This window comes from Halalkalirubrum salinum, from assembly GCF_005543295.1.
Classification (GTDB): domain Archaea; phylum Halobacteriota; class Halobacteria; order Halobacteriales; family Haloferacaceae; genus Halalkalirubrum; species Halalkalirubrum salinum.
This window is the reverse complement of record NZ_SRSG01000022.1, coordinates 12,308-32,768: the sequence shown is the minus strand read 5'-3', so window position 1 is coordinate 32,768 and position 20,461 is coordinate 12,308. Positions and strand designations below refer to the sequence as shown.

Genomic DNA, 20,461 nt, shown 5'->3' with positions numbered 1-20,461 from the left:
TCATGGCACACTCTGATTCGGCTGCGTTCTCGATCCCGATCCCGAGCACACGGGCGCTGTATTGGACGCTGTTTCTCAACACCCAGCTGTTAGCTGTCCTCGGCTACGTTCTGTACACTGATGGCGAAATCCAATCGTACGGGTTCTTGCTCCTGGGACTGGTCTGGATCAACGTCGCCGTCTGGGTGCTGTCGACAGTCAATGTCGAACCGCCGACCGATCGCCTTCGCCGTCGAGCGATCGCACTTTCGGCTGGATATTTTCTCTTGCTCGCAGTCGCTGGCGGTCTCGTGAGTGCGGGGGTTGGCGAGGCGGCGACCGGCTTTCGGCTCGCGATCTTGCCGCCAGGCTGGGGGCCTGCTCCGCTGTACAGCGGCTACTACGTCAACATCACTTTGTTGCCGGCGTATGTGCTCGGCTACATCGCGCTTGCGTGGCTCGTCTATGCGGCGATCGTCGATACTGCGGGCTCTGCGAAAGCCGGCGTCCTCGGGTTGTTTACCTGCATCTCCTGTTCGTGGCCGGTGATCGCGGTTGTCGGCTCGACGCTCTTTGGCGGCGGGTCGATCGTGGCTGCCTCGGCGCTGGAGCTCTCTTATGAGCTCTCAACCGCAGTGTTCCTGCTTACTGTCGTGTTGTTGTACTGGCGGCCCACGCTAACGTCGATGCTTGGCGGTCGCTGAGCGCCGACCGACTGCCCGGCTGGTGACCGCACTCTCGCTCGCCGGGATCGCGGGGTATTTTATCGACCACGGCAAACGCCAGCCTATGACGACCATCGAGATCGAATACTGCGTCCCGTGTGGGATGTTGAATCGCGCCCAGGACGTCCAGGAAGCAATTTTACGACAGTACGGTGACGCAGTCGATCGAGTCTCACTCGTCACCGGCGATGACGGAATATTCGTTGTCCGGGCGGACGACACAGTCGTTTTCGACAAGACTGAAGACGACTACGACGTCGACGCGATCGTACGCGAACTCCGCGCGCACGTAGGGAAGAACTGATGGACGCTATCGCGATCGGACTGGGCGAACTCGGTCGCCGAGAGGCGACAGCGCTCGCCGATATCGACGGTGTGAGAATTGTGGGTGGGGCCGATCCCGCAAAGAACGCACGCAGCGCGTTCAAAGCCGACCATGACGTTCCGACCTACGAGACTCACGGTAAACTTCTCGCGAAAACAGACGCCGATCTCGCAAATATCGTCACACCACACACGCTTCATTACGAGGCGATCAAGGCGTGTCTAGAGCGAGACATCCACGTTCACGTTGAAAAGCCGTTCGTGACCCAGATCGATCACGGACGAGAAGTTATCGATCTCGCCGAGAAACGCGACCTCGTCCTCGCGGTTGGCTACCAGCGCCACTTCGATCCCCGGTATCGGACGATTCGTGAACTGATCGACGAGGGGACGATCGGCAAACCACACACCGTTTCGTGTCATCTCGAACAGTGGTGGCACGAGTTTGCCGCCAACTCCTGGCGCGGCAAGCGATCGCTCTCCGGCGGCGGACAGCTCTCTGACTCCGGTTCACACCTGCTTGATGCTGTCCTGTGGACGACTCGCAGTGAGCCGACTGCCGTTGCGGCGATGGTCGACGACTACGGCCTCGATGTCGATGTCAACAGTGCGCTTGCGGCCACACTCGATCGCGACGGGACACAGATCACCGCTTCGATCAGCGTGAGCGGGGCCGGTCAGTCGACACCGGCTCCCGGCGAGTCGATCCGGATTCTCGGCTCCGATGGGATGATCCGCTTCGACGGGAAGACGATCCATGTCACTGCCGAGGGCGAGACAACGACGAAACAACCGAAAGACATCGGCTTCGATGAACTGACCGCTCGAAAGCTGCAGAACACGGTGGATGCGATCCGCGGCACCGCCGATCTGCAGATCCCAGCAGCAGACGGGTTTGCGGTGACGCAACTGACGCTTGCGGCCTACGAAGCGGCCGAAGGGGGACACACGGTTCGCTTCGAGTAGTACTGACTCACGTGCGACCGAGAGCTCGTCGATCGATCAGCGCGAACGATTCCCGGCGAAGGTACTTCCGACCGCCTGATCAAAACGAGATCGAGTGACTATTCGGACTTACTGTCCGGTTTTGATGATGTTGCCGTCCTCGTCATAGCGCGCCTGTGTAATGCGATCGTGCTGGTCCTCACTGAGGTCAACCTCGGCTGCACCGACGTTTTCATCGAGTTGGCCGACTGTTCGCGCGCCGACGATCGGAATACACGTAAACCGCGACTGATCCATCAGCCACCGCAGCGCAACCTGCGCGGGCGTGGCGTCGACTTCCTCGGCGATCGCTCTGATCTCCTCCAGCACGGTCCAGCCACGCGCGGAGAGATAGAACTTCTCGAATCGCTCGTCGAAGCTCCCGCGTGAGCCGTCGGGTGCACGGACGGATTTGGGGTCGTCTGGATCAGCACGCTCGTATTTGCCCGTCAGGAAGCCCCCTGCCAGCGGCGAGTACGGACACACTGCGATGTCTTGATCCGCGCAAACATCGAGATAGTCCGCTACGTCCTCGTAGTAGGCGGCGTGAAACAGCGGCTGAGTGACGTCGAAGCGCGCGTAGTCGTTGACCTCGCTTTTCCAGAGCGCTTTCGTCAGCTGCCAGGCGGCCATCGTCGACGCGCCGAGGTAGTTCACCTTGCCGTCCTCGACGAGTCCAGTCAGCGTCGAGAGGGTCTCCTCGATCGGTGTCTCCTCGTCCCAGCGGTGGATGTAGTACAGATCGAGATAGTCGGTGCCAAGGCGATCGAGCGTGCCCTCGATCTGGTTTCGGATGTGCGTGCGTGAGAGTCCTGAGCCGTTGGGATTGTCCGGATCAAAGCCGAAATACACCTTCGAAGCGATCACGAAATCCTCGCGATCGCGGGTTTCGAGCCAGTTGCCGATCCAGTCTTCGCTCATTCCGTTCGGATTGCCGTAAACGTTTGCAGTGTCGATGAAGTTGCCGCCACGATCGGCGAAGGCGTCAAGCAGTTCGTGGGCCTCTGTCTCGTCGGTTTCGAGCACGCCGCCGGTTTTTCGACCGAAGCGCCACGTGCCGAAACACAGTTCCGATACCTTCGTTCCTGTTGCGCCGAGGGTTCGATAGTCCATGTCGATCGGGTGTACTCCCGTTTGGCTATTCAGTATACGGGTCCCGGCGGAATGATAGTACATCTCTCGGCGGGATGGTAGTACATCTCCCGGCGGAATCGAAGGCGATCGTGCTGGAAGCAAGGAAGCATCGCCCACCCACCCCCTAAACAGAATCCTTACGAGTGGACCGACCTGACCACTTTGTATGGAACACGCTCTCGTCGCCGAGGGAATTCGGCGCGAGTACGACGGAACGATCGCGGTCGACGGGGTCTCACTGTCAGTCGATCGTGGGGAGATCTTCGGGCTGATCGGCCCCAACGGTGCGGGCAAGACGACGCTCATCCGCGCGCTCACCGGGACGACAGATGCCGAGGGTTCGGTGACACTGCTCGGTGACGCGGCCGACGCGGTCGACGACGCGCGGATCGGCCTCCTGCCACAGTCGTTTTCGCCGCCCGATCGGCTCACGCCACGAGAGCTGATCGACTACTATGGCGATCTGTACGACGATCGCCGCGACACCGACGCGGTGCTCGAAGATGTTGGGCTCACCGAGGCGGCGGAGACGTGGTACGAGAATCTCTCTGGTGGGCAGAAACGACGCGCCTGCGTTGGCATCACACTCGTGAACGACCCCGAGTTGTTGTTTTTGGACGAACCGACCACGGGGATCGACCCAGCGGGACGGCGATCGCTGTGGCGGCTGCTCGAATCGCTCGCCGATCGCGGGCGGACGATCTTTTTGACGAGCCACTCGATGACAGAAGTTCAGCGGCTCGCCGATCGCGTCGGCCTCATACAGGCGGGATCGATCGTGGCCGTCGGCGAACCAACTGATCTCATTGCCAAACACGGCGGATCGAGTCGACTGGTGATCGGCACTGCAGAAGCGGTCATCGAAGCGGCGAAGACGGCGATCGAGGCGGCCGGCTTCGACGCGGCTGGTGGCCTTGAGGCGGTTGTAGTCGAGAACGTCTCTCCGGTGGAGATCTCGGCAATCGTCGAGGCGATCGAGGCCGCCGGCATCGAGTACGGGTCGCTCACGTGGACTGAACCGACACTCGAAGACGTGTATCTTGAACTCACGGGCGAAGCGTTCGAGGGAGTCGGCACTCCAGGTGCGGGCGCGATCGATCGAGACGGTGACGCAGTTGATGTCTCGGCTGAGGAGGGATCGGCGTGAGCCGCGCCCGTCGGATTCGTGCCGAAGTAACTGCTGGGTGGCACTCGTTTCTCCGGCGGCGGACAGCCGTGTTTTTCACCTTCTTTTTCCCGGTAATCCTCGTCGTCATCTTCGGCGCACTTGTTCGGACCCAGCCGACAGATGGCGGGCTCTTCGCTGAGCCGGGCGCGTACTACATCCCCGGCTACCTTGCAACGGTCGTTTTGTTCACACCGCTGTCGCGGATCGGCAGCGAGATCGCTCGCCATCGCGACGGCAACCGATTCGAGAAGCTTGCGACGACGCCGCTCACTCGTGGCGAGTGGCTCCTCGCACAGACGATCGTCAACATTGCCATCATCGGCATTGCGTGCGTGCTCATCCTCGGACTCGTACTCGCGATCACTGACGCGACGATCGCCCCCTCGATCGGACTGCTCTGGCTGGGACCGCTCGTCGTCCTTGGGGTGGTGTTGTTCTGTGGCTTCGGGGCGATCCTCGGGCGGGTTTCAGAGACCCAAGACGGCGTGATCGCCGCGAGCAACACGATCGCGCTGCCGCTTTTGTTCCTCTCGGACACCTTCATTCCGCTGTCACTGTTGCCCGAGTGGTTTGTGCCGGCGATCGAACTGTCGCCGTTGACGTACTTCTCGCGGGGAGTCCGTGCGGTGACCTACCCACCTGCTGGCGACACGCTCGTGCCGGCGATCGCGATCCTCGCGGGACTTGCTGCGGTGTTCTTCCTCGCGGGGGCGTACGCGATCCCGAGAACAGAGTAGCGTACATGATTAGAACACACAGAGTAGCGTACATGGTTAGAACACACACAGAGTAGTGTAACTGATCAGAACACACCGATGATGAACCCGGTGCCCATAATAATGAGAACGGCTGCGGAGAACGCCGGGAGGTACGGCGTGTACTGCTCTACTTGCTCCTCGTAGTGTTGGTATCCTGCGATCAACAGCATGGTAAATCCGACAATCCCCACGATAACGGTGATCGCGTACGCGCTCATCAGTTCGAGGCAGTAGTTCGATCCTGCACAGAGTGCAATAATCTCAAACTCCTCTTCGTGTGCAAATCCAAGGAGGAACGCGAACCACGCAATCCCGAGGAGGCCACGATCGGCCGCATCATCGATATCTGCATGTGAGTGTTCACCACTGAACGGGATGATCCCTTTCAGCCGGGAGCTCACGCTACTGTCGTCGTGGTCATGCGAGTGGGTGTCGTCGTTGTGGTAGCTATGATCGTCCTGGTGGCTGTGGTCGTTGTGGTGGCTATGATCGTCCTGGTGGCTGTGAGTATCGTCTTGGTGGGTGTGCGTGTCGTCGTGGTCATGATCGTGATGATGGTCATGCGAATGGCTGTGGCCGTGTCGGTACTCACGGATTCCCAACCCAATGAGCAAAATGCCAGCAACCAGGCTGACTGGCCCGCCAATAAACACATCTGAGCCGAGATGAATCGGTTCGTTGACCTCAGTGAGGGAGAAATAGTTTTTCGCGTAGAAGAACACCCCAACCATCGCGATACTGCTGATGAGGTGACCGAGACCGAGGATAAAACTCGCGGCGAAGCCGTAGACCCACTTGTTCGACTGATCGAGCGCGTACGAGGCGGCTACGGGCCAGCCGTGGCCCGGTTCCATGCCGTGTATGGCGCCGAGTGCGATCGCCCCGAGCAGCAGGCCGAGTGCATCGCCGTGTAACATCCTTGCAGAGAACTCGGCCAACGACGCCAATAATGGTTGTTAATACCGATCTGGGCGAATCGTCATACCAGTTGTTGGTAATTTGATTGTCTTTATTCAGTTCGGAACGCGTGTAATGCCGCAGATCCTATTCGGTCGGATTCGTATATAAAATGGGTCATATTGCCAACTGCTGATACGGGGACTCTTGTAGTGTTGCGACGAGCCTACTGGTATGCGAACGAGCTTCAACATTCCTGATGAAATCGTCGAGGAGTTCGATCGAGTCTGGCAGGAACAAGCCCTCGAAAACAGGTCGCGGGCGGTCAGAGAAGCAATGTTAGAGTATATTGAATCGCACTCTCGGCTTGAAGAGACGAGCGGTACCGTTGTCGCGCTCGTTGCCTTCGATTATCGCCACCACGAGGTGATACAGGAACTCCACGCGGTCCAACACGCCCACCAAGACGTGATTCTCAACACGAGCCATACCCACCAGGGCGAGTGGTGTCTCGAATCACTCTTTTGTCGGGGTGACGCCGAAGCGGTCCGAGAACTCACGTACCGCCTCCGTGACTTTGATGGCGTGCGTCGGGTGAAAGTGATGGTCATCCGAGATAGTACGGAGTGACGACTCGACTGATCGAATTCGTCGTATACCGATCGTTATCGCCGACGCTTAAGAGCCTCCCTGAGAGACTACTAACATATGAGTAAACAGGATGATCTCGATCGAATCAACGATAGCGGCGTGGTCGCTGTCCTCCGTGGGGCAGATGCGGACACGGTGATCGACGTGGCTGAAGCGCTAAAGGCAGGCGGCGTGACGGCAATCGAACTCACTGCCGATACCCCGAACGTGACCGACATGCTCTCGAACGTCACCGCGTCGTTCGACGACGAGGAGACAATCATCGGCGTTGGGACCGTCCTGGACGCCGAGACCGCCCGGGCGGTGACGCTCGCCGGCGCGGAGTTCGTCGTGAGCCCAAGCCTCCACGAGGACGTGATCGAACTCTGCAACCGCTACGGAACGGTTGTCGTCCCCGGCGCAATGACGCCAACAGAGGTCATCACCGCCTACGAGGCTGGTGCGGACGTCGTGAAGGTGTTTCCCGCTTCAACGCTCGGGCCCGGCCACGTCAAGTCGATCAAAGGCCCGCTCGGACAGGTGCCGATCATGACCACCGGCGGCGTGGATCTGGACAACGCCGCGTCGTTCATCGAAGCGGGTGCGTCTTCGATCGGCGTCGGTGGGGCGCTTGTCGACGACGACGCGATCGAACGCGGCGACTTCGAGGCGATCACGGAGACGGCTCGCGCCTTCGCAGAAACCGTCGACGCAGCCCGCGAGTAATCTCAATCAAAACGCCATGTCCGGAATTGTCTTTTATGAGACCGAGGCGCTCGAACCAGTTGTCGAGTTTTACACCGAAACGATCGGCGCGACCGTCTGGCGCGAGCAGCCGGACTGTACCATTCTCCAGTACGACAACCTCCTGTTCGGCTTCTGTGCGCGCGATCGAACCGATCGCTGTGGGATCATCACCTTCGTCACCGAGGACGAAACGGGGGTTGATGAGCTCTATCAACGGCTTGCTGATCGGGCCACAGAGGAACCACACTACAACGAGAAGTACGGAATTTACCAGTTCTTTGCGACCGATCCTGACGGTCGGACGGTTGAGTGTCAGGCGTTTCTGGACTGATTCAGTGACGGACTACTCTTCAGGACGATCCGGCTGATCGCTGTCGGTAGCGTCGGGCGATCGATCAGCCTTTGTAGAGTCGGGCGATGGATCAGCCTTGGTACTGCCTATCGACCGATCAGCGTCCTCGCTCCCGGCCGCTGTGATCGCGGGTGTGAGCGAGTCGAAGTCGACCGGATTCGGAAGCGCAGGATCTTCGACCGTGTCAATCCACGCAAATCCGCTCGCCGGTTTTCGATCGCGGCGGCGTTCCTCCAGCGAGGCCTGCAGTCGATCGGTGAGTTCCTCACGGACCCGTTCGACATCAGCCCGATCGATATCGAGGGCGGCGGCATCGCTCCCGAGCACTGACAGCGACCCGGCCGTATCTGCGACGACTGTCCCGACATCCCAGCGTCGCTGGAAGATTGTTCGGGTGTCGATCACCGTCTGAATCCGGTAGTAGGGGACGACCTTGGCCTCTCGGTTCCAAAAGCCGCTGCGAGCGACGAAGTGGTCCTCGCCGAGCCAATAGCCGCGGTGGAGCCACTTGTAGTGGGCCGCGATCGGTGTCAATACGGCCGCACCCACGGGGACGTACCACGGGAACGGGATGGTGTAAAACCGCGTGATTGCGAACGCGATCGCCGTCAGTGCACCGATCGCCAACAAGTACCGAACGGCGTACCGGCGGCGAATCCGTTTGGGGGGTCGGGTAAATTCGGGCTCACCGAATGCTTCCAGCTCGTGGGCGAGTCGGTGGACGCGATCGACGGATGCCAGCGGGACCGCTGCCTCGCTTCCCTTCCCGTTGGCCTGTCCTGGCGCGTAGCCAGCCGTTTCAACGCCGAGGGTTGCGTATCCGAACCGTCGTTTCAACGGATTGTCCTCGATCGTTACCGTCTGCACCTTATCGAACGGAATTGTTCCGCTGTATCGCTGTACCAGCCCGCGCTCGTACTGCAGTTCGTCCTCGGTCTGAGTGAGTCGGAAGCCCCAGTAGTTGACGACTGCCGAGATCGCACCCACGATCCACGACAGGGCGATAATCGCCACCCCGACCACGACAATGAGCACTGTCAGCCCGATGCCACTAACGTCGCCAGGGAGGATCGGCGAGACAAACGGCACCGAGCCAGTGAGGAGTGCGAGAATCGCACCAGGGACCCGCGGATCGAACGACAACACGCCGACGAGCGCAAGTTCGCTGGGTTCGATCGAGAACAGCGCTTCGGGTTCAGTCGCGGGTTCGTCAGCGATCACGCCTTCTCGGCGATCGCGGCCTCGTTTGCGATCGCGGACGTCCGTCTGCAACGTTTCGGCCGTCTCTGCGGAGACGTACCGAATCACCGCCTCCGTCGAGCCCCCGCCGGCGGTTTCAACGTTCACCGCCGCAATTCCGAGCGCGCGCTGGATGATATTCTGGCTCACGTCGACGTTTTGGATCCGCCCGTACGGGATCTCTCGCTCGCGGCGGTTGAACACGCCAGAGCTGAGATCGAGCGTATCCGCCGTGAGTTCGTAGCTGAAGCGACGATAGTACAGTAGTTCGTAGCCGATCGAGACCGCGAGAATTGCGATCGCTCCGAGGCCTAATACGAGTCCACCCGGGCCAGCCGCCCCGGTCGAACTGAAAAACACGAGCATGAAGAGCAGGCCACCGCCCTTCTGTACGGCCCGGTAGGGCACAGAGATCGGCGACAGCTTCACACCGCATCCTCCCCGTCGGCTTCGATCGCGAGCCGCTTGAGCCGCTCGCGGAGTGCCGACGCATCATCTGGTGTCAATCCCGGGATCCGGACGTCCGCGCCGCGTGACCCGGCCGTGTAGACGACTGTGCTCGCAAGCCCGACAAGACGTTCAAGCGCGCTCCGACGCGAGTCGACGTGTTGGATCCGGACGAGTGGGACGGCCGTTCGGACCTCAGTAAGTACCCCTCGCTCGAGATACAACGAATCCTCTCGAATCTCATAGCGCCAGTTGCGATAGCGCAACAGGGCGTGGAGCACGCCAACGACGAGCAGGAGGCCGGCGATCGCGATCGGCCACTCAACCGGGACGTCCGTGTACGTCGCGGCGGCGTATCCGACACCCCCGACAATGCCGGCGCTAATGATCGCTCTACCCACCCACAAAATGCGGATCCGCGGCTGGAGCGCGTTCATGCGGACCACTCCGCGACCCGGACCGACGTACTGATCATACCGTTGTTTGCCGCGGGCGAATCATAAACATCGGTTGTTTCGGTTTGTTGTGTCTCGGAGTGGTCGATCGGTTTCTGGTCAGTGTGACGGATCACTTTCTGGTTGGTGCAGTCGATCGCTTGCTGTTCGGCTGTTTCGATCGCCTGTCGCTTGATGTAGCCGATCGCCGACCGATCGAACCTCTGACTGGAGGGTGTCACGCTTTTTCTCCCATCCGATCGCGGATCGCCTCGGTGGCTCGCTTGGCGCAATCACTCACGCCGCGGCCGCCATGAAGCGTGTTTTCGTCGACCGGCGAGGACAACAGACTCGCCTCGTCGGTCTCAAACTCCCGCTGGTGGATCTGGAGGTAGCTGATGACGAGTCGATCAGTATGCGTGACATCCGTGATTTCGCTCATCGCGATCTGTTTATCCTCGAATTTCGATGCCGATCGGCGAGAAATGGACACCATGGACTCGTACACCTCAAGCGTCCCATCTTGAAACGAACACGAGACGATCGGCTCGCCGTCGATCTGGCTGTCGGCCGGTTCCACCGCTGAGTCGGGTGTCGATTGCCGCCAGGGGAGCCGAACCATTGGTTGAACTTCGGGGGACACGGTGAAAAAATCACCGCGGCGGTTCGCACCGATCCAACAACGGCAACTGGGGTAGCGACGAGGATCGAACCAACGACGCTATCCGACCGAACCACGTAGCCACATTATCTGATGGGACGGTCCTGTGCCGTCCGCCACGCTCTCACCATGCCGATCGAAATTCAAGGCGAGTACACCACCGCCCACGTGATGACCGACGACAAGTCGTTGATTGAGCCGAATGTCCGCGAGCAAATCCAAACGCTCGTCGATCACCCCGCGTTCACCGAGCCGATACGGATGATGCCCGACACCCACCTCGGGGCGGGTGCACCCGTCGGGTTCACCATGTCGCTTGCCGACCGAATTGTCCCGAACATCGTCGGCGTCGATGTCGGCTGCGGGATGGCTGCGGTGAATCTCGGCAAGACGCTGCCGCTGTCGGGCCCCGATCGTGAACGCGCGGTCCGGAAGGCGGTCCCAATGGGTCGGGATGTGCATGACTACGACGATGCGCCGCACCTGATCGATGAGTTTCCGTTCGATCGAGCAAACGAAGTCTTCGAGCGGTTCAACGCGGCGTTCGAGGACCGATTCGGCGAGCCGATCGACCCGCTTGAGTTCAACTTCGACGGCTACGACGGGGAGTATTTCAAATCGCTCTGCGATCGGGTACTCCGTGACCAGCGTCAGGGAATTGGACACGTCATCAAGAGTGCGGGCACCCTCGGCGGCGGGAACCACTTCATTGAGTTCGCCCGCGCAGAGAACTCCGGCGAGTACTGGCTCGTCATCCACAGCGGCTCGCGGTATCTCGGTAAGTCCGTCGCAGAGTTCTGGCAGGGCAACGCCAACGACTACCGCTCGGCCGACGCGATCCGCGAGGCGATTCCCGACGGCTACGACCGGTACCTGCAGTTCGATCCCGACGCGGTCAGCGACGCGGAGCTGTATCGGTGGGTTACTGGCGGGATGGGCCAGTCGCATCTGGACGGCGATCGGATCCGAGCGGACTTCGAGGGCTCGGCGATCGAGGATACCTTCGATCGACTCGCGCGGCCGGCTGACCGAGCCGAAGACCGAAACGACAGCCTCGATTGGCTTGAGGGACGAGAGGCCCACGGCTACTACGTAGATATGCTGTTCGCCCAGCAGTACGCCCGCTGGAACCGAACGCTCATGGTCGAGACGATCTGTGACGCCCTCGACGTGGAGCCGATCGACTCGTTTCAGTCGATCCACAACTACATCGACTTTCGAGACCTCACGATCCGCAAAGGCGCGACGCCTGCACGGGACGGCCAGCGGCTCGTCATCCCGTTCAACATGGCCGACGGCTCGATCATTGCTCGCGGTCTCGGCAACCCCGAATACAACCACAGCGCACCACATGGCGCGGGCCGAACGATGAGCCGGAGTGATGCCTTCGATCGAGTGTCGATCGATGCGTTCGAGGCGGCGATGGAGGGAATCTACTCCGAGTCGGTTGTCCCGTCTGTCCGCGACGAAGCGCCGATGGCGTACAAACCCACTGCGGCGATCGAACGGGCGCTCGCGCCGACCGCCGAACTGATCAATCGGCTCTCGGTCGTCCACAACCTCAAAGCGTTGCACTGACGGGCGGCCGACAGCGATCAGTCGAATTTGTTTTGCTGGCGATCACGCGTACGCTTCAAACTCCTTGCCAAACACGAGGAAGTAGCCAGTTCCGATGATGCCGATGATGGCGGCGATACTAAAAGCGACCTCTGGGCTGACGAAGTCCCAGAGATACCCGCCGATCGCCGCACTCGGGATGACGATTGTGTTCCGGAGCAGGTAGTACGTCCCAGTGACCCGTCCGCCTGCCCCGCGCTTGGCTGGGCCGACAATGAGCGCTTTGTGTGAGGGAAGCCCGGCAAACCGAATCCCAGAGAACGCGAAGACGGCGATCATGACCATCGACAGCGGCAGCACCGATCCGGCGATCGCCGGCGCAAAAATCAACACGACCGGAAACACGGCGTAGACGGCAAAGCCGGTGGCAACGACTGGCTTGAGGCCGACCCGTTCGGCGAACTTCGACGCTGGTGCCATGATCAACAGGGCGACGAGCATCTCCACGCCAAGCAGGTACCCAAAGAACGCTGCCGGTGAGAGGCTCACCTCGTAGGAGAACCCACCCAGCGCTAGTGTCATGTCGAACCCAACCTCGAAAAACTGCGTCACAACCAACACAAAAAAGACGTACACCATGCCGTTGGCGAACCGAACGAGGGTGTCACCGACTAACAGCGGCCGCAGCGGCTCTGGCATCTCCTTGAGATCCTGGCGGATCTGATCGACGCCTGCGAACGAATCGCCGAACGAGTCATCGCTTGCATCGTAGAGGAGGTGCTGGACGATCGTCCCAAGCACCCCGAAGCCGACTGCGACCGCGAGGACGAGTTGGAAGCTCACGGTGAACTGTGGGTGCAGGCCAATGAGGACTGCTGCAAGAACCGGCCCGATGAGGAACGCCGTTCGACGGAACGTCTCCGTGCTGGCAAAGCCCGCGGCCAGCCGTGAGGGATCGGTCGCCTGTTTGACCACGGCGAACGTCGCCCCGAGGCCGAAGGACTTCCACGCCTGTGCGAGGATCAGCCCGACGAAGATCCAGATCCACGGCTCGATCGGTACGCCCGCAACGGTGAACGCGCCGAGCGTGGGTGCGACCAACCAGACGCCAAAGCCAATCGTCGAAATCAACCCAAATACCGTTAGTGCGTATCGCGACCCGATTCGATCGGAAACCGCACCACCTGGATACGGGTACAGCGCAGAGATGATATTGCCGAACGTCCCAAACAGCCCGACGACAAAGCCGGACGCGCCGAGTGCCACCATGTACTCGGGGAGAAACCGGTTCGTCATCTGAAAGCCCAGACTGAACGCGAACATCGCGATCGACAACACGAGCACATCCCGCTGCAGCGCGAAGAACTGCCGGAAGGTGTCTAACGGTCCGGTGTCGTCTGTCTTAACGGTGACAGTATCTTGACTCATGTTGGCTTGCGTATCCGTGATCAGCTATCTGGATTGATTGACTACGTTCGGCTGCCCACCCGCTTTGACCACGCTGCTGTTTCTGTGGGTCGATCGAAGCGGGTTGTCCTCCACTGACGGACTACGCCGTTATATTTGGATTCGATCGTGGGTATCTTCATTTTAATATGAATGCACAAATAATACACTGAGGCGCCACTGTCAGCAGTCCTCATTCGATTTCCACTGAGACAGTTCCTGGTGTATCTCTGCCGCTGTTTGTTCATCAAACCGATCGACGTTCTCCTCCAATTTCTGTGCGGTGACCGCTCCCAAGTCGATTTCGAACACCGAAGCCATACTCAGTGCGTAAATGAGGATGTCTGCGAGTTCGTCCTCGACAGCGGTCTGTATCTCTGGATCGTCGTCGTACGCACTTGCTGGGAGGTTGTCGTGCCACTGAAACACCTCCATCAGTTCGCTCGCCTCGACAGAAATTGACATTGCAATGCTCTTTGGGGTGTGAAATTGCTCCCAGTCTCGTGATCGAATGAATGCTTCCTGTTGCCGCTGGAGAGAGTCCAGGTCTTTGGTCATCGTTCCTACCCATGGGTTGATTGCTCGTAAAATATCATTACTCCGCTCGCCTCCAGAATACGATCAGCAACCACACTACTGTGTGGCGCAGTCTCAGTAGTCGATCGTCCCATTGATGTTCGAGAGGCGTTTTCGCATGTACGCTCGAAGCTGATCGTCACAACAGTAGATGTAACAGCCCTTGAGCCCCCTGCTGAGCAGCGTCCGATACGTGTTTTTGATCACCTCGTCGATGATCTCGCGTGCCCGCTCGGGGTCTTCATCGAGCATTTTCTTGATGCCAAACAGCGATCGATCGGTCGTCGCTCGTGCCTCGTGGTCGGTGATAATTTCGCCATCTCGGTATTTGAGATCTGGCCCGATAATCACGCCGACGTAATCGAACTCCAATCCCTGGCAGGTGTGGATACAGCCGACCTCGTCGATCGATCCCTCGTCGACCGCCCACGGATCGCCGCCATCGAGGTTCCAACTCCGACGATACTCGCCGATTTCGATGTCATGGTAGGCTGGATCGCTGCGACCGTCTTTGTCCCACTCCCAGCAATACCCTGCGACGACTCTCGACAGTTGCCCCTCGGTGTTTCTGGCTTCGATCGTTTCGTGTAACCGCTGTGGGTCGTCGTAGAGTCTGACATCGAACTGTAGATCAAAGCCGTCGGCGTTGGCAGTCTCACGGATCGCTAAGACGTCATCGAGCCAGGCGACGTATCCGTCAGAGCCGCTACAGCGGAACTGCGCGTCCAATTCCATTGTCTCAATATCCGCATTCATCTCCGTAGCGAACTTGTGGATTTCCTGTTTTGTCCCAATGTCGTCGATGTGCACACGCTGGCTTTCATCAATAAAGAACACCGAGAATTTGGCAGCGTTGATGATTTCCATAACCTGATTTTCGCCCCGACCAAAGAAGGTCGACTCTTCGTTGAGCCGATGGGCTTCGTCAGCAACGAGGGCCGGATATTGGTTGGGCGGTGTCGACACGTAACTCCCGGCCCCGGTAAACAGATGATCGATCTCCTTGACGAGCATATCGCCACGGAGTTTTTGCTTGTAAACTGCCCGGGGAGCCCGATTCTTCGAAACGTACTGTGTCGTGTATTCGTTCTGGATCAGTTCGGCGAGAATGTTGACTGCGACGACGGTTTTGCCGGTCCCAGGGCCGCCTTCGACGATGAGTACCTTCTTTTCGTCTTCTTCGTTGGCCTGCTTCGCCAGTTCAACGGCCCGTTCGAACACGACTTTCTGTGAATCGATAAGCGTGAACTCGTCGTTGGCTTCCAACATTCCTTCGAGGGAATCCTGTAGTTTTTTGTTGGGTTTGAGGTCTGCATCCTCCACCTGCTGGAGCAGGTCGCCGGTATCTGGCGTTGTAATCTTCGATGCAAGGTACTCGCTGAGTTCATCAACATCCTGTTTGAGGAAGACGGGCGCGCGCTCCGTATAGGGTCGATAAATCTCGTTATCGATCCGATCGCGGTACTTCGCATCGAAGTTATGCAGGTACGCAAGCGGGTGTACCCGGATATTCTCGCGTTGGACTGCAACGTTGAAGTCCTTGATGAGTTGGGTATACGACCACGCCTGGTAGCTCGGATGAGTCGTCTCACGGAGGCCGCCACCCAAAACGGTCGTCACGATCCCATCCTTGTGTGGAACCGGTTCGGTTCGTTCACCGCCCCACTGTTTCAGTTCAATGACGACGAGCGTGCGTTCGCCAGCAGCGTCCCGTCCGGCGATCATGAAATCAACGCGTCGGGAGGTGAGTGGGATCTGAAACTCGATCGCCACCTCCGCGTCGTCCGGCAGCTCCTGCTCAAAAAAGAGGTTCGCCATATACTGCAGCGAATGTCTCCACGCACGTATCTCATTCCGTGCGACGCCGCCGATCCGCTGTGCTTCGAAGCCTGCCAGGATTTGGTCAACGATTCGATTTTGCACCACGTCCTGGAGGAACCCCCTCGCCGTGTTCTTGTAAATGAGCATTACTCGGGACTGTTCGCAGAATGTGACTACACTGAATTAGGTGTTTGCCTCGACTTGCGGCCTCACTTCTGTTCGAGCTGTCTCGTTGCGATTTTACGACTCTCACATCTGTTCGAGCTGTCTCGTTGCGATTTCACGACTCTCACTTCTGTTCGAGTCGTCTAGTTGCAGTTTTTCGGCCCACCGTTGCGGGATATACGCTTCCTGCTTTCGCCAACCCCTGGCGGGGCATGTTGTGGTAGATGGTTTCGTACTCGCCGTCTCCGATCAGATACGTCTCGTGCCAGATGCCGACCGCGTTGCTCTCCTTGAGGATTCGGTTCGTCCACTTCATCGCAGGAGCGTGATGGGCCTCCGAATCGAGCGCGTACTCTCGGAGATCGTCGAACGATCGCCAGTACTGCACGAACTCGTGGTTTCGAATCCCGAGGTTTGTGTCGTACGCCAGCAACCCACTGTCCGGGTCAGACTCCAATTCGTCGAGCATCTTCGGCATCGCTCGGAAGATCGGGAGCCACCGATGCAGCTTCCAAAGTTTGTGAACACGCATTCCGATGCGGAAAACGACAAAATCGTCCTCCATCTCGGCTGCAACCCGTCGATCGTCGATTTCAGCCATTGATTACAATGCGGCTGCGTCCTCGAGTTTGAACTTCTGGACTTTTCCCGTGGCCGACCGCGGCAGTGCGTCGACGAACTCGATCGATTTAGGACGCTGGAAGTCCGCGAGATCGTCACGATCCCGACACCACTCAAGCAGTTTCGCTTCTGTCAGCGACGAGTCTGGATCTCGGACAACCGACGCGACGACCTTCTCGCCCCATTTTTGATCTGGGACGCCGACAACCGCCACGTCAACGACAGCTGGATGCTGTCCCAGAATACGCTCGACATTGACATCAGAGACGTTGATGCCACCGGAGATAATCATGTTCGTCTTTCGCCCTTCGGGCCAGAACCGTCCGTCCTTGTCGACCCGGCCGAGATCGCCCGTGTAGTACCAGCCATCGCGGAACGCCTCAGCAGTCGCATCCGGCCTGTTGAGGTATCGATCCATGCCGTACGGCGAGTTCACGATGAGCTCTCCAGTTTCTCCGGGCGCACAGCGATCGGCGGGATCCCCAGCGTCACCGTCCTCGTTTAGCCTGACAACACGCGTTTCGACGTTGATTGCGGCGGTTCCCGGTGAAGCCGCGCCGCCACGATCCTCGCGGACATCCTGGGTCAAGAACCACGCAATTTCGGTCGCACCCATGTGGTTCCCGAAGTACGTCAACTCGAAGGCGTCGTCGACGCGACGGGCGAGATCCGCCGATAACGGCGAGCCGAACGAAACGACACGATCGAGCGAGTCTGTCTCGAACCGCGACGGGCCCGCGTCCATCATCGCCTGCAACATCGCCGGCACGGCAAGCATGTAGGTAAGCGACTCCCGCTCGATCGCCTCTAAGGCGTGAATGGGGTGGAAGTCCGCGAGCGTGACAATTGTGCCGCCGAAGAACACGGGTGTCGTACCGCCCCCGAAGCTGCCGGCCGCGTGGGGCTGTGGGACGATCGAGAGCGCCCGCTCGTCTTGCTGGCGGAACTGTGCTTTGACCTGCAAGAGCGTCTCGACGAGTCGACGGTTCGTGTACAGACACCCCTTCGGCGCGCCGGTGGTCCCGGAGGTGTACACGAGGTACACCGGATCAGACGGACCTAACGCTGGCGACGGCGGCCGCTCGTCGATGTGGCTTGCCACGGCGTCGTCGTAGTCGTCGGCCCATGCCGGCAGGTCATCACCGACGTACAGGAACGCCTCGACTGTCTTGAGGTCATCTCGTATCTTGGCGATCGTCTCGCGATTTGCCTCGTCAAAAACAACGACACGGGCGGCTGAATCGGTAATAATGTGCGCGATCGCGTTTGGTGATTGTCGGTAGTTCACTGTGTTGACCACCGCCCCCAGCGCGCTCGGGGCGAGGATCGCGCTGGTCTGCGCTAGGCCGTTTTTGAGGACGGTCGCGTACGTGTCCCCGTGACCGACTCCGCGATCGCGCAGCGCGCCGATGAATCCACAGACGTGCTCGTGCAGCTCTCGATAGGTGAATCGCTCGTTGCGTCGGATATCGACGACAGCCTCGCTTTTTCGTGCACTGATGGCCGTTCGTCGGAATAGTTCCCAGGGTGTATTTGCGGTTGGTTCAGTCTTTCGAGACATACCAATTATACAGAAGAGAACCATCAAGAGTGCAATTGCCGGGAAATTCCCACGGCGTAGGAGATGCTCGATCGGCGGGAAATTTATATTAGAGAACATGAATATCATGCCATGGGTTCGCCGATCGACGACGTCGCCTTTGTAGCGCGATCGGAGACACGGGCGAGTATTTTACAGACCCTTGCGGAGCGCCCACACGAGCGGCGAGACCTTGCGACTGTGACGGGAACACCCCGATCGACACTCGGCCGCACCCTTCGCGAACTCGAAGAACGTGGCTGGATCGAACAGAACGGACGCATCTACAACATAACAACTGCAGGTTCGCTCCTCGTCGAGCAGTTCGTTCCACTTCTCGACACCATCACTGTAGTCCAATTGCTCGGAGATGCGATCGAACTCCTTCCACGGGAGGAGACGGACCTCACCGTCAAAGATTTCGCGGACGCACAGTTCGTGACTCCGACAAAAATGGACCCGATCGCGCCCTTCAACTACGGCATCAAAAAACTCCACGAGTCGACGCAATTTCGCTGTGTTGCGCGGACTGCCACGCCACAGTACGTTGCGGCGATTCACGAGGGTGTCGTGACGGGTCGGTTTACTGCGGAGTGCGTGCTGGATGCTTCGTATCTCGAGGCGCTCGGCGATGATCAGGAGTCAACAGGACGCTGGCAAGAGATCGCTGAAGGCTCGTCAACGGTGCGAGAGTACGACGAACCGATCGGGTTCGTCCTCTTGGTTCTTGACGAGATTGTTCACCTCTTTTTGTGTAACGAGAACGGAGAAACCCAAGGCCTGCTCGAAAGTACGACCCCAGCCGTCGTTTCGTGGGCGAACGACACTGTGGACCGGTATCTCGAACGATCGACAGGTATCGACTGGAACGAAGCCTCTAGTTAACTTTTGTGGTCAATGGTGTTTCGATCGGTGTTCTATTCACGCCTACCACTCATACAGGCGGGTTCGTAGTACTCGACAGAAGCCGTTATTTTGTATCAGATCGACGGGCCCTGAGCCATGGTGCCCCAGGCAAATGGCTACCGCCGATCTCGATGAGTCCAATTCTGTGTGCAAGAACGTAAAGTCCGAGTGCGCCAGCGATCGTTGCGGGTGTTAAAAAGAGATGCCAACTGACCAGAGAATCGATCGGATAGCCCATTGTTTCCAGCGCCTCGCGGATAGATTCGAGTATTGCAAAAGTAGTTGGATGGGTAACGTAGATGCCCACTGCATAGATGCCCCAGTTGGGAACTGGTGTCTCGGCGAAGAGTGTCGGCCGCGAGAGGAGATACAGGAACAATGCGGTGCTCAACAAGGCTGTCGACACTCCGTAGCTCGGGGCGTACACGTACGATCCAAACGCTTCACCACGGAGTGGGTATCCGAGGAGATAGAACTCGACGAATTGAACGGCGATGAACAATCCGATGAGACCGACGAGAGGACGGCTTGTTTTTTCTGTTGGCACCCAGTCGCGGACACGAATAGTGTAGCCCAGACTCGTATAAAAAAAGCCAAAGAACAGGGCATCTCGGGTCTCGAATGGGATGTCAACGAACATGGTGTACGTCGATCCGAGGAGTCCGATGAGGTGAAATCCCAGCGCAACTGGGAGAACGTAGCTTGGGGTTCCGACCTCATCGACGAGCGAAACAAACAGCAGTGAAAAGAATAACGCGGGGAGGAACCAGAGAATATCAGAGACCGAGGTGCCGTAGTAGAGGAGTTCGGCAGGGTTCAGGAATTCACGCGCACTACTGATCGCCGTCGTCCAGACCGATTCGTCGGTAAGCTCTGCTCTGGCCAATCGGCCAGCCAAGAAAATCGGTGCCGCGAGCAACAACCCAAAGAGATACAACGAGGTGAGTTTGCCGGCCCGCTGTTTGAGGTACGTTGCGGGATTCCGATCGGCAGTTTTGATCGCGAAAAAATAGCCCGACGTGATGAAAAAGAAGGGAACGGCGAACCGTGAGATCGTCTTCGTTCCAAAGTTGATCATATTTCCGTACGTGCTAACACCCTGGAACGGATCGGTGTGGATCACAACGACGAAAACGATCGCGATAATTCGCATGGCGTCGATGCTGTAAATTCGCCCGGTCACTGGCATGGATACGGCTGAGTCAGTAAAGACTATTGCGTCATGCGCCTGCCCTTCGTGTTCCAGATAGTGGTTCGTCTCAGACTGTCGCGTCGACTCACATCGGTCGAAAGATAACAGCGAGAGTTCCA

22 protein-coding genes are annotated in these 20,461 nt (G+C 58.8%); 10 read left to right on the top strand and 12 right to left on the bottom strand.

From position 1 onward, the window contains the following. The first annotated feature begins 2 nt into the window (after positions 1-2). The 3 genes from E5K03_RS08625 to E5K03_RS08615 all read left to right on the top strand — a co-directional run bounded on the left by E5K03_RS08625 (position 3) and on the right by E5K03_RS08615 (position 1,994). On the top strand, positions 3-683 hold the full coding sequence (locus E5K03_RS08625) for a DUF7546 family protein (protein WP_138006456.1): 681 nt from the start codon (positions 3-5) through the stop codon (positions 681-683). Between the two features lie 85 nt (positions 684-768). Next, positions 769-1,008, top strand: a complete 240-nt coding sequence (locus E5K03_RS08620) for a SelT/SelW/SelH family protein (protein ID WP_138006486.1) — start codon at positions 769-771, stop codon at positions 1,006-1,008. Continuing rightward, the gene (locus tag E5K03_RS08615; protein WP_394343972.1) at positions 1,005-1,994 is read left to right on the top strand and encodes a Gfo/Idh/MocA family protein; all 990 of its coding nucleotides are present in this window, start codon (positions 1,005-1,007) and stop codon (positions 1,992-1,994) included. Before E5K03_RS08620 ends, E5K03_RS08615 begins: the two co-directional genes overlap by 4 nt. Positions 1,995-2,102: 108 nt before the next feature. On the opposite strand, the gene E5K03_RS08610 is transcribed toward E5K03_RS08615, so the two are convergent. Beyond that, positions 2,103-3,125, bottom strand: coding sequence for an aldo/keto reductase (locus E5K03_RS08610; RefSeq protein WP_138006454.1), 1,023 nt, complete (start codon positions 3,123-3,125; stop codon positions 2,103-2,105). A gap of 187 nt (positions 3,126-3,312) precedes the next feature. Here E5K03_RS08610 and E5K03_RS08605 point away from each other — a divergent pair, with 187 nt between their 5' ends. Continuing rightward, a complete protein-coding gene (locus tag E5K03_RS08605; RefSeq protein ID WP_138006453.1) occupies positions 3,313-4,293 on the top strand; it encodes an ABC transporter ATP-binding protein in 981 nt (326 codons plus the stop codon). Next, positions 4,290-5,051 (top strand): ABC transporter permease, encoded by a 762-nt coding sequence (locus E5K03_RS08600; protein ID WP_138006452.1) that lies wholly within the window; start codon positions 4,290-4,292, stop codon positions 5,049-5,051. Before E5K03_RS08605 ends, E5K03_RS08600 begins: the two co-directional genes overlap by 4 nt. Positions 5,052-5,116: 65 nt before the next feature. Here E5K03_RS08600 and E5K03_RS08595 read toward each other — a convergent pair whose 3' ends face one another. Beyond that, complete coding sequence (locus E5K03_RS08595) at positions 5,117-5,989, bottom strand: HoxN/HupN/NixA family nickel/cobalt transporter (protein WP_138006451.1); 873 nt, start codon at positions 5,987-5,989, stop codon at positions 5,117-5,119. A 214-nt stretch (positions 5,990-6,203) separates the two neighbouring features. On the opposite strand from E5K03_RS08595, the gene E5K03_RS08590 reads away from it, so the two are divergent. From E5K03_RS08590 to E5K03_RS08580, 3 genes are all read left to right on the top strand, one after another. Then, complete coding sequence (locus E5K03_RS08590; RefSeq protein ID WP_138006450.1) at positions 6,204-6,599, top strand: CopG family ribbon-helix-helix protein; 396 nt, start codon at positions 6,204-6,206, stop codon at positions 6,597-6,599. 78 nt (positions 6,600-6,677) lie between these two features. After that, complete coding sequence (locus tag E5K03_RS08585) at positions 6,678-7,325, top strand: bifunctional 4-hydroxy-2-oxoglutarate aldolase/2-dehydro-3-deoxy-phosphogluconate aldolase (RefSeq protein WP_138006449.1); 648 nt, start codon at positions 6,678-6,680, stop codon at positions 7,323-7,325. 16 nt (positions 7,326-7,341) lie between these two features. Further along, positions 7,342-7,677 carry a VOC family protein gene (locus E5K03_RS08580; RefSeq protein ID WP_138006448.1) on the top strand — a complete coding sequence of 112 codons (336 nt, stop codon included), beginning with the start codon at positions 7,342-7,344 and terminating at the stop codon, positions 7,675-7,677. Positions 7,678-7,689: 12 nt separating this feature from the next. Here E5K03_RS08580 and E5K03_RS08575 read toward each other — a convergent pair whose 3' ends face one another. From E5K03_RS08575 to E5K03_RS08560, 4 genes are read right to left on the bottom strand one after another with little or no spacing between them, the layout of a single operon-like run. Next, entirely contained in the window at positions 7,690-9,366 is a 1,677-nt protein-coding gene (locus tag E5K03_RS08575) for a PH domain-containing protein (RefSeq protein WP_138006447.1), read from the bottom strand. Beyond that, positions 9,363-9,821, bottom strand: coding sequence for a PH domain-containing protein (locus tag E5K03_RS08570; RefSeq protein WP_138006446.1), 459 nt, complete (start codon positions 9,819-9,821; stop codon positions 9,363-9,365). The genes E5K03_RS08575 and E5K03_RS08570 overlap by 4 nt, the downstream gene beginning before the upstream one ends. After that, positions 9,818-10,060, bottom strand: a complete 243-nt coding sequence (locus E5K03_RS08565) for a hypothetical protein (protein WP_138006445.1) — start codon at positions 10,058-10,060, stop codon at positions 9,818-9,820. The genes E5K03_RS08570 and E5K03_RS08565 overlap by 4 nt, the downstream gene beginning before the upstream one ends. Next, positions 10,057-10,440: a hypothetical protein gene (locus E5K03_RS08560; RefSeq protein WP_138006444.1), complete on the bottom strand. Its 384-nt coding sequence runs from the start codon at positions 10,438-10,440 to the stop codon at positions 10,057-10,059. The genes E5K03_RS08565 and E5K03_RS08560 overlap by 4 nt, the downstream gene beginning before the upstream one ends. A gap of 168 nt (positions 10,441-10,608) precedes the next feature. On the opposite strand from E5K03_RS08560, the gene E5K03_RS08555 reads away from it, so the two are divergent. After that, entirely contained in the window at positions 10,609-12,057 is a 1,449-nt protein-coding gene (locus tag E5K03_RS08555; protein WP_138006485.1) for an RtcB family protein, read from the top strand. Positions 12,058-12,099: 42 nt separating this feature from the next. On the opposite strand, the gene E5K03_RS08550 is transcribed toward E5K03_RS08555, so the two are convergent. From E5K03_RS08550 to E5K03_RS08530, 5 genes are all read right to left on the bottom strand, one after another. Beyond that, complete coding sequence (locus tag E5K03_RS08550; RefSeq protein ID WP_138006443.1) at positions 12,100-13,464, bottom strand: MFS transporter; 1,365 nt, start codon at positions 13,462-13,464, stop codon at positions 12,100-12,102. Positions 13,465-13,665: 201 nt separating this feature from the next. Next, positions 13,666-14,040, bottom strand: coding sequence for a nucleotide pyrophosphohydrolase (locus tag E5K03_RS08545; protein ID WP_138006442.1), 375 nt, complete (start codon positions 14,038-14,040; stop codon positions 13,666-13,668). Between the two features lie 93 nt (positions 14,041-14,133). After that, complete coding sequence (locus E5K03_RS08540) at positions 14,134-16,026, bottom strand: DUF2075 domain-containing protein (RefSeq protein WP_138006441.1); 1,893 nt, start codon at positions 16,024-16,026, stop codon at positions 14,134-14,136. Between the two features lie 142 nt (positions 16,027-16,168). Beyond that, positions 16,169-16,645: a DUF4188 domain-containing protein gene (locus E5K03_RS08535; RefSeq protein WP_138006440.1), complete on the bottom strand. Its 477-nt coding sequence runs from the start codon at positions 16,643-16,645 to the stop codon at positions 16,169-16,171. Positions 16,646-16,648: 3 nt separating this feature from the next. Further along, positions 16,649-18,226, bottom strand: coding sequence for a class I adenylate-forming enzyme family protein (locus E5K03_RS08530; protein ID WP_171006643.1), 1,578 nt, complete (start codon positions 18,224-18,226; stop codon positions 16,649-16,651). Positions 18,227-18,337: 111 nt separating this feature from the next. Here E5K03_RS08530 and E5K03_RS08525 point away from each other — a divergent pair, with 111 nt between their 5' ends. Further along, positions 18,338-19,129, top strand: a complete 792-nt coding sequence (locus E5K03_RS08525) for a helix-turn-helix transcriptional regulator (protein ID WP_171006642.1) — start codon at positions 18,338-18,340, stop codon at positions 19,127-19,129. An 85-nt stretch (positions 19,130-19,214) separates the two neighbouring features. Here E5K03_RS08525 and E5K03_RS08520 read toward each other — a convergent pair whose 3' ends face one another. Further along, positions 19,215-20,333 (bottom strand): acyltransferase family protein, encoded by a 1,119-nt coding sequence (locus E5K03_RS08520; protein ID WP_205742977.1) that lies wholly within the window; start codon positions 20,331-20,333, stop codon positions 19,215-19,217. Positions 20,334-20,461 lie beyond the last annotated feature (128 nt).

What these genes read in the sequence shown, in the direction of transcription:
- E5K03_RS08625 (WP_138006456.1), top strand. Translation starts at nt 3, where the DNA reads ATGGCACACTCTGATTCGGCTGCGTTCTCGATCCCGATCCCGAGCACA.
- E5K03_RS08620 (WP_138006486.1), top strand. Translation starts at nt 769, where the DNA reads ATGACGACCATCGAGATCGAATACTGCGTCCCGTGTGGGATGTTGAAT.
- E5K03_RS08610 (WP_138006454.1), bottom strand. Translation starts at nt 3,125, where the DNA reads ATGGACTATCGAACCCTCGGCGCAACAGGAACGAAGGTATCGGAACTG.
- E5K03_RS08605 (WP_138006453.1), top strand. Translation starts at nt 3,313, where the DNA reads ATGGAACACGCTCTCGTCGCCGAGGGAATTCGGCGCGAGTACGACGGA.
- E5K03_RS08595 (WP_138006451.1), bottom strand. Translation starts at nt 5,989, where the DNA reads ATGTTACACGGCGATGCACTCGGCCTGCTGCTCGGGGCGATCGCACTC.
- E5K03_RS08590 (WP_138006450.1), top strand. Translation starts at nt 6,204, where the DNA reads ATGCGAACGAGCTTCAACATTCCTGATGAAATCGTCGAGGAGTTCGAT.
- E5K03_RS08585 (WP_138006449.1), top strand. Translation starts at nt 6,678, where the DNA reads ATGAGTAAACAGGATGATCTCGATCGAATCAACGATAGCGGCGTGGTC.
- E5K03_RS08580 (WP_138006448.1), top strand. Translation starts at nt 7,342, where the DNA reads ATGTCCGGAATTGTCTTTTATGAGACCGAGGCGCTCGAACCAGTTGTC.
- E5K03_RS08570 (WP_138006446.1), bottom strand. Translation starts at nt 9,821, where the DNA reads ATGAACGCGCTCCAGCCGCGGATCCGCATTTTGTGGGTGGGTAGAGCG.
- E5K03_RS08560 (WP_138006444.1), bottom strand. Translation starts at nt 10,440, where the DNA reads ATGGTTCGGCTCCCCTGGCGGCAATCGACACCCGACTCAGCGGTGGAA.
- E5K03_RS08555 (WP_138006485.1), top strand. Translation starts at nt 10,609, where the DNA reads ATGCCGATCGAAATTCAAGGCGAGTACACCACCGCCCACGTGATGACC.
- E5K03_RS08550 (WP_138006443.1), bottom strand. Translation starts at nt 13,464, where the DNA reads ATGAGTCAAGATACTGTCACCGTTAAGACAGACGACACCGGACCGTTA.
- E5K03_RS08545 (WP_138006442.1), bottom strand. Translation starts at nt 14,040, where the DNA reads ATGACCAAAGACCTGGACTCTCTCCAGCGGCAACAGGAAGCATTCATT.
- E5K03_RS08540 (WP_138006441.1), bottom strand. Translation starts at nt 16,026, where the DNA reads ATGCTCATTTACAAGAACACGGCGAGGGGGTTCCTCCAGGACGTGGTG.
- E5K03_RS08535 (WP_138006440.1), bottom strand. Translation starts at nt 16,645, where the DNA reads ATGGCTGAAATCGACGATCGACGGGTTGCAGCCGAGATGGAGGACGAT.
- E5K03_RS08530 (WP_171006643.1), bottom strand. Translation starts at nt 18,226, where the DNA reads ATGTCTCGAAAGACTGAACCAACCGCAAATACACCCTGGGAACTATTC.
- E5K03_RS08525 (WP_171006642.1), top strand. Translation starts at nt 18,338, where the DNA reads ATGGGTTCGCCGATCGACGACGTCGCCTTTGTAGCGCGATCGGAGACA.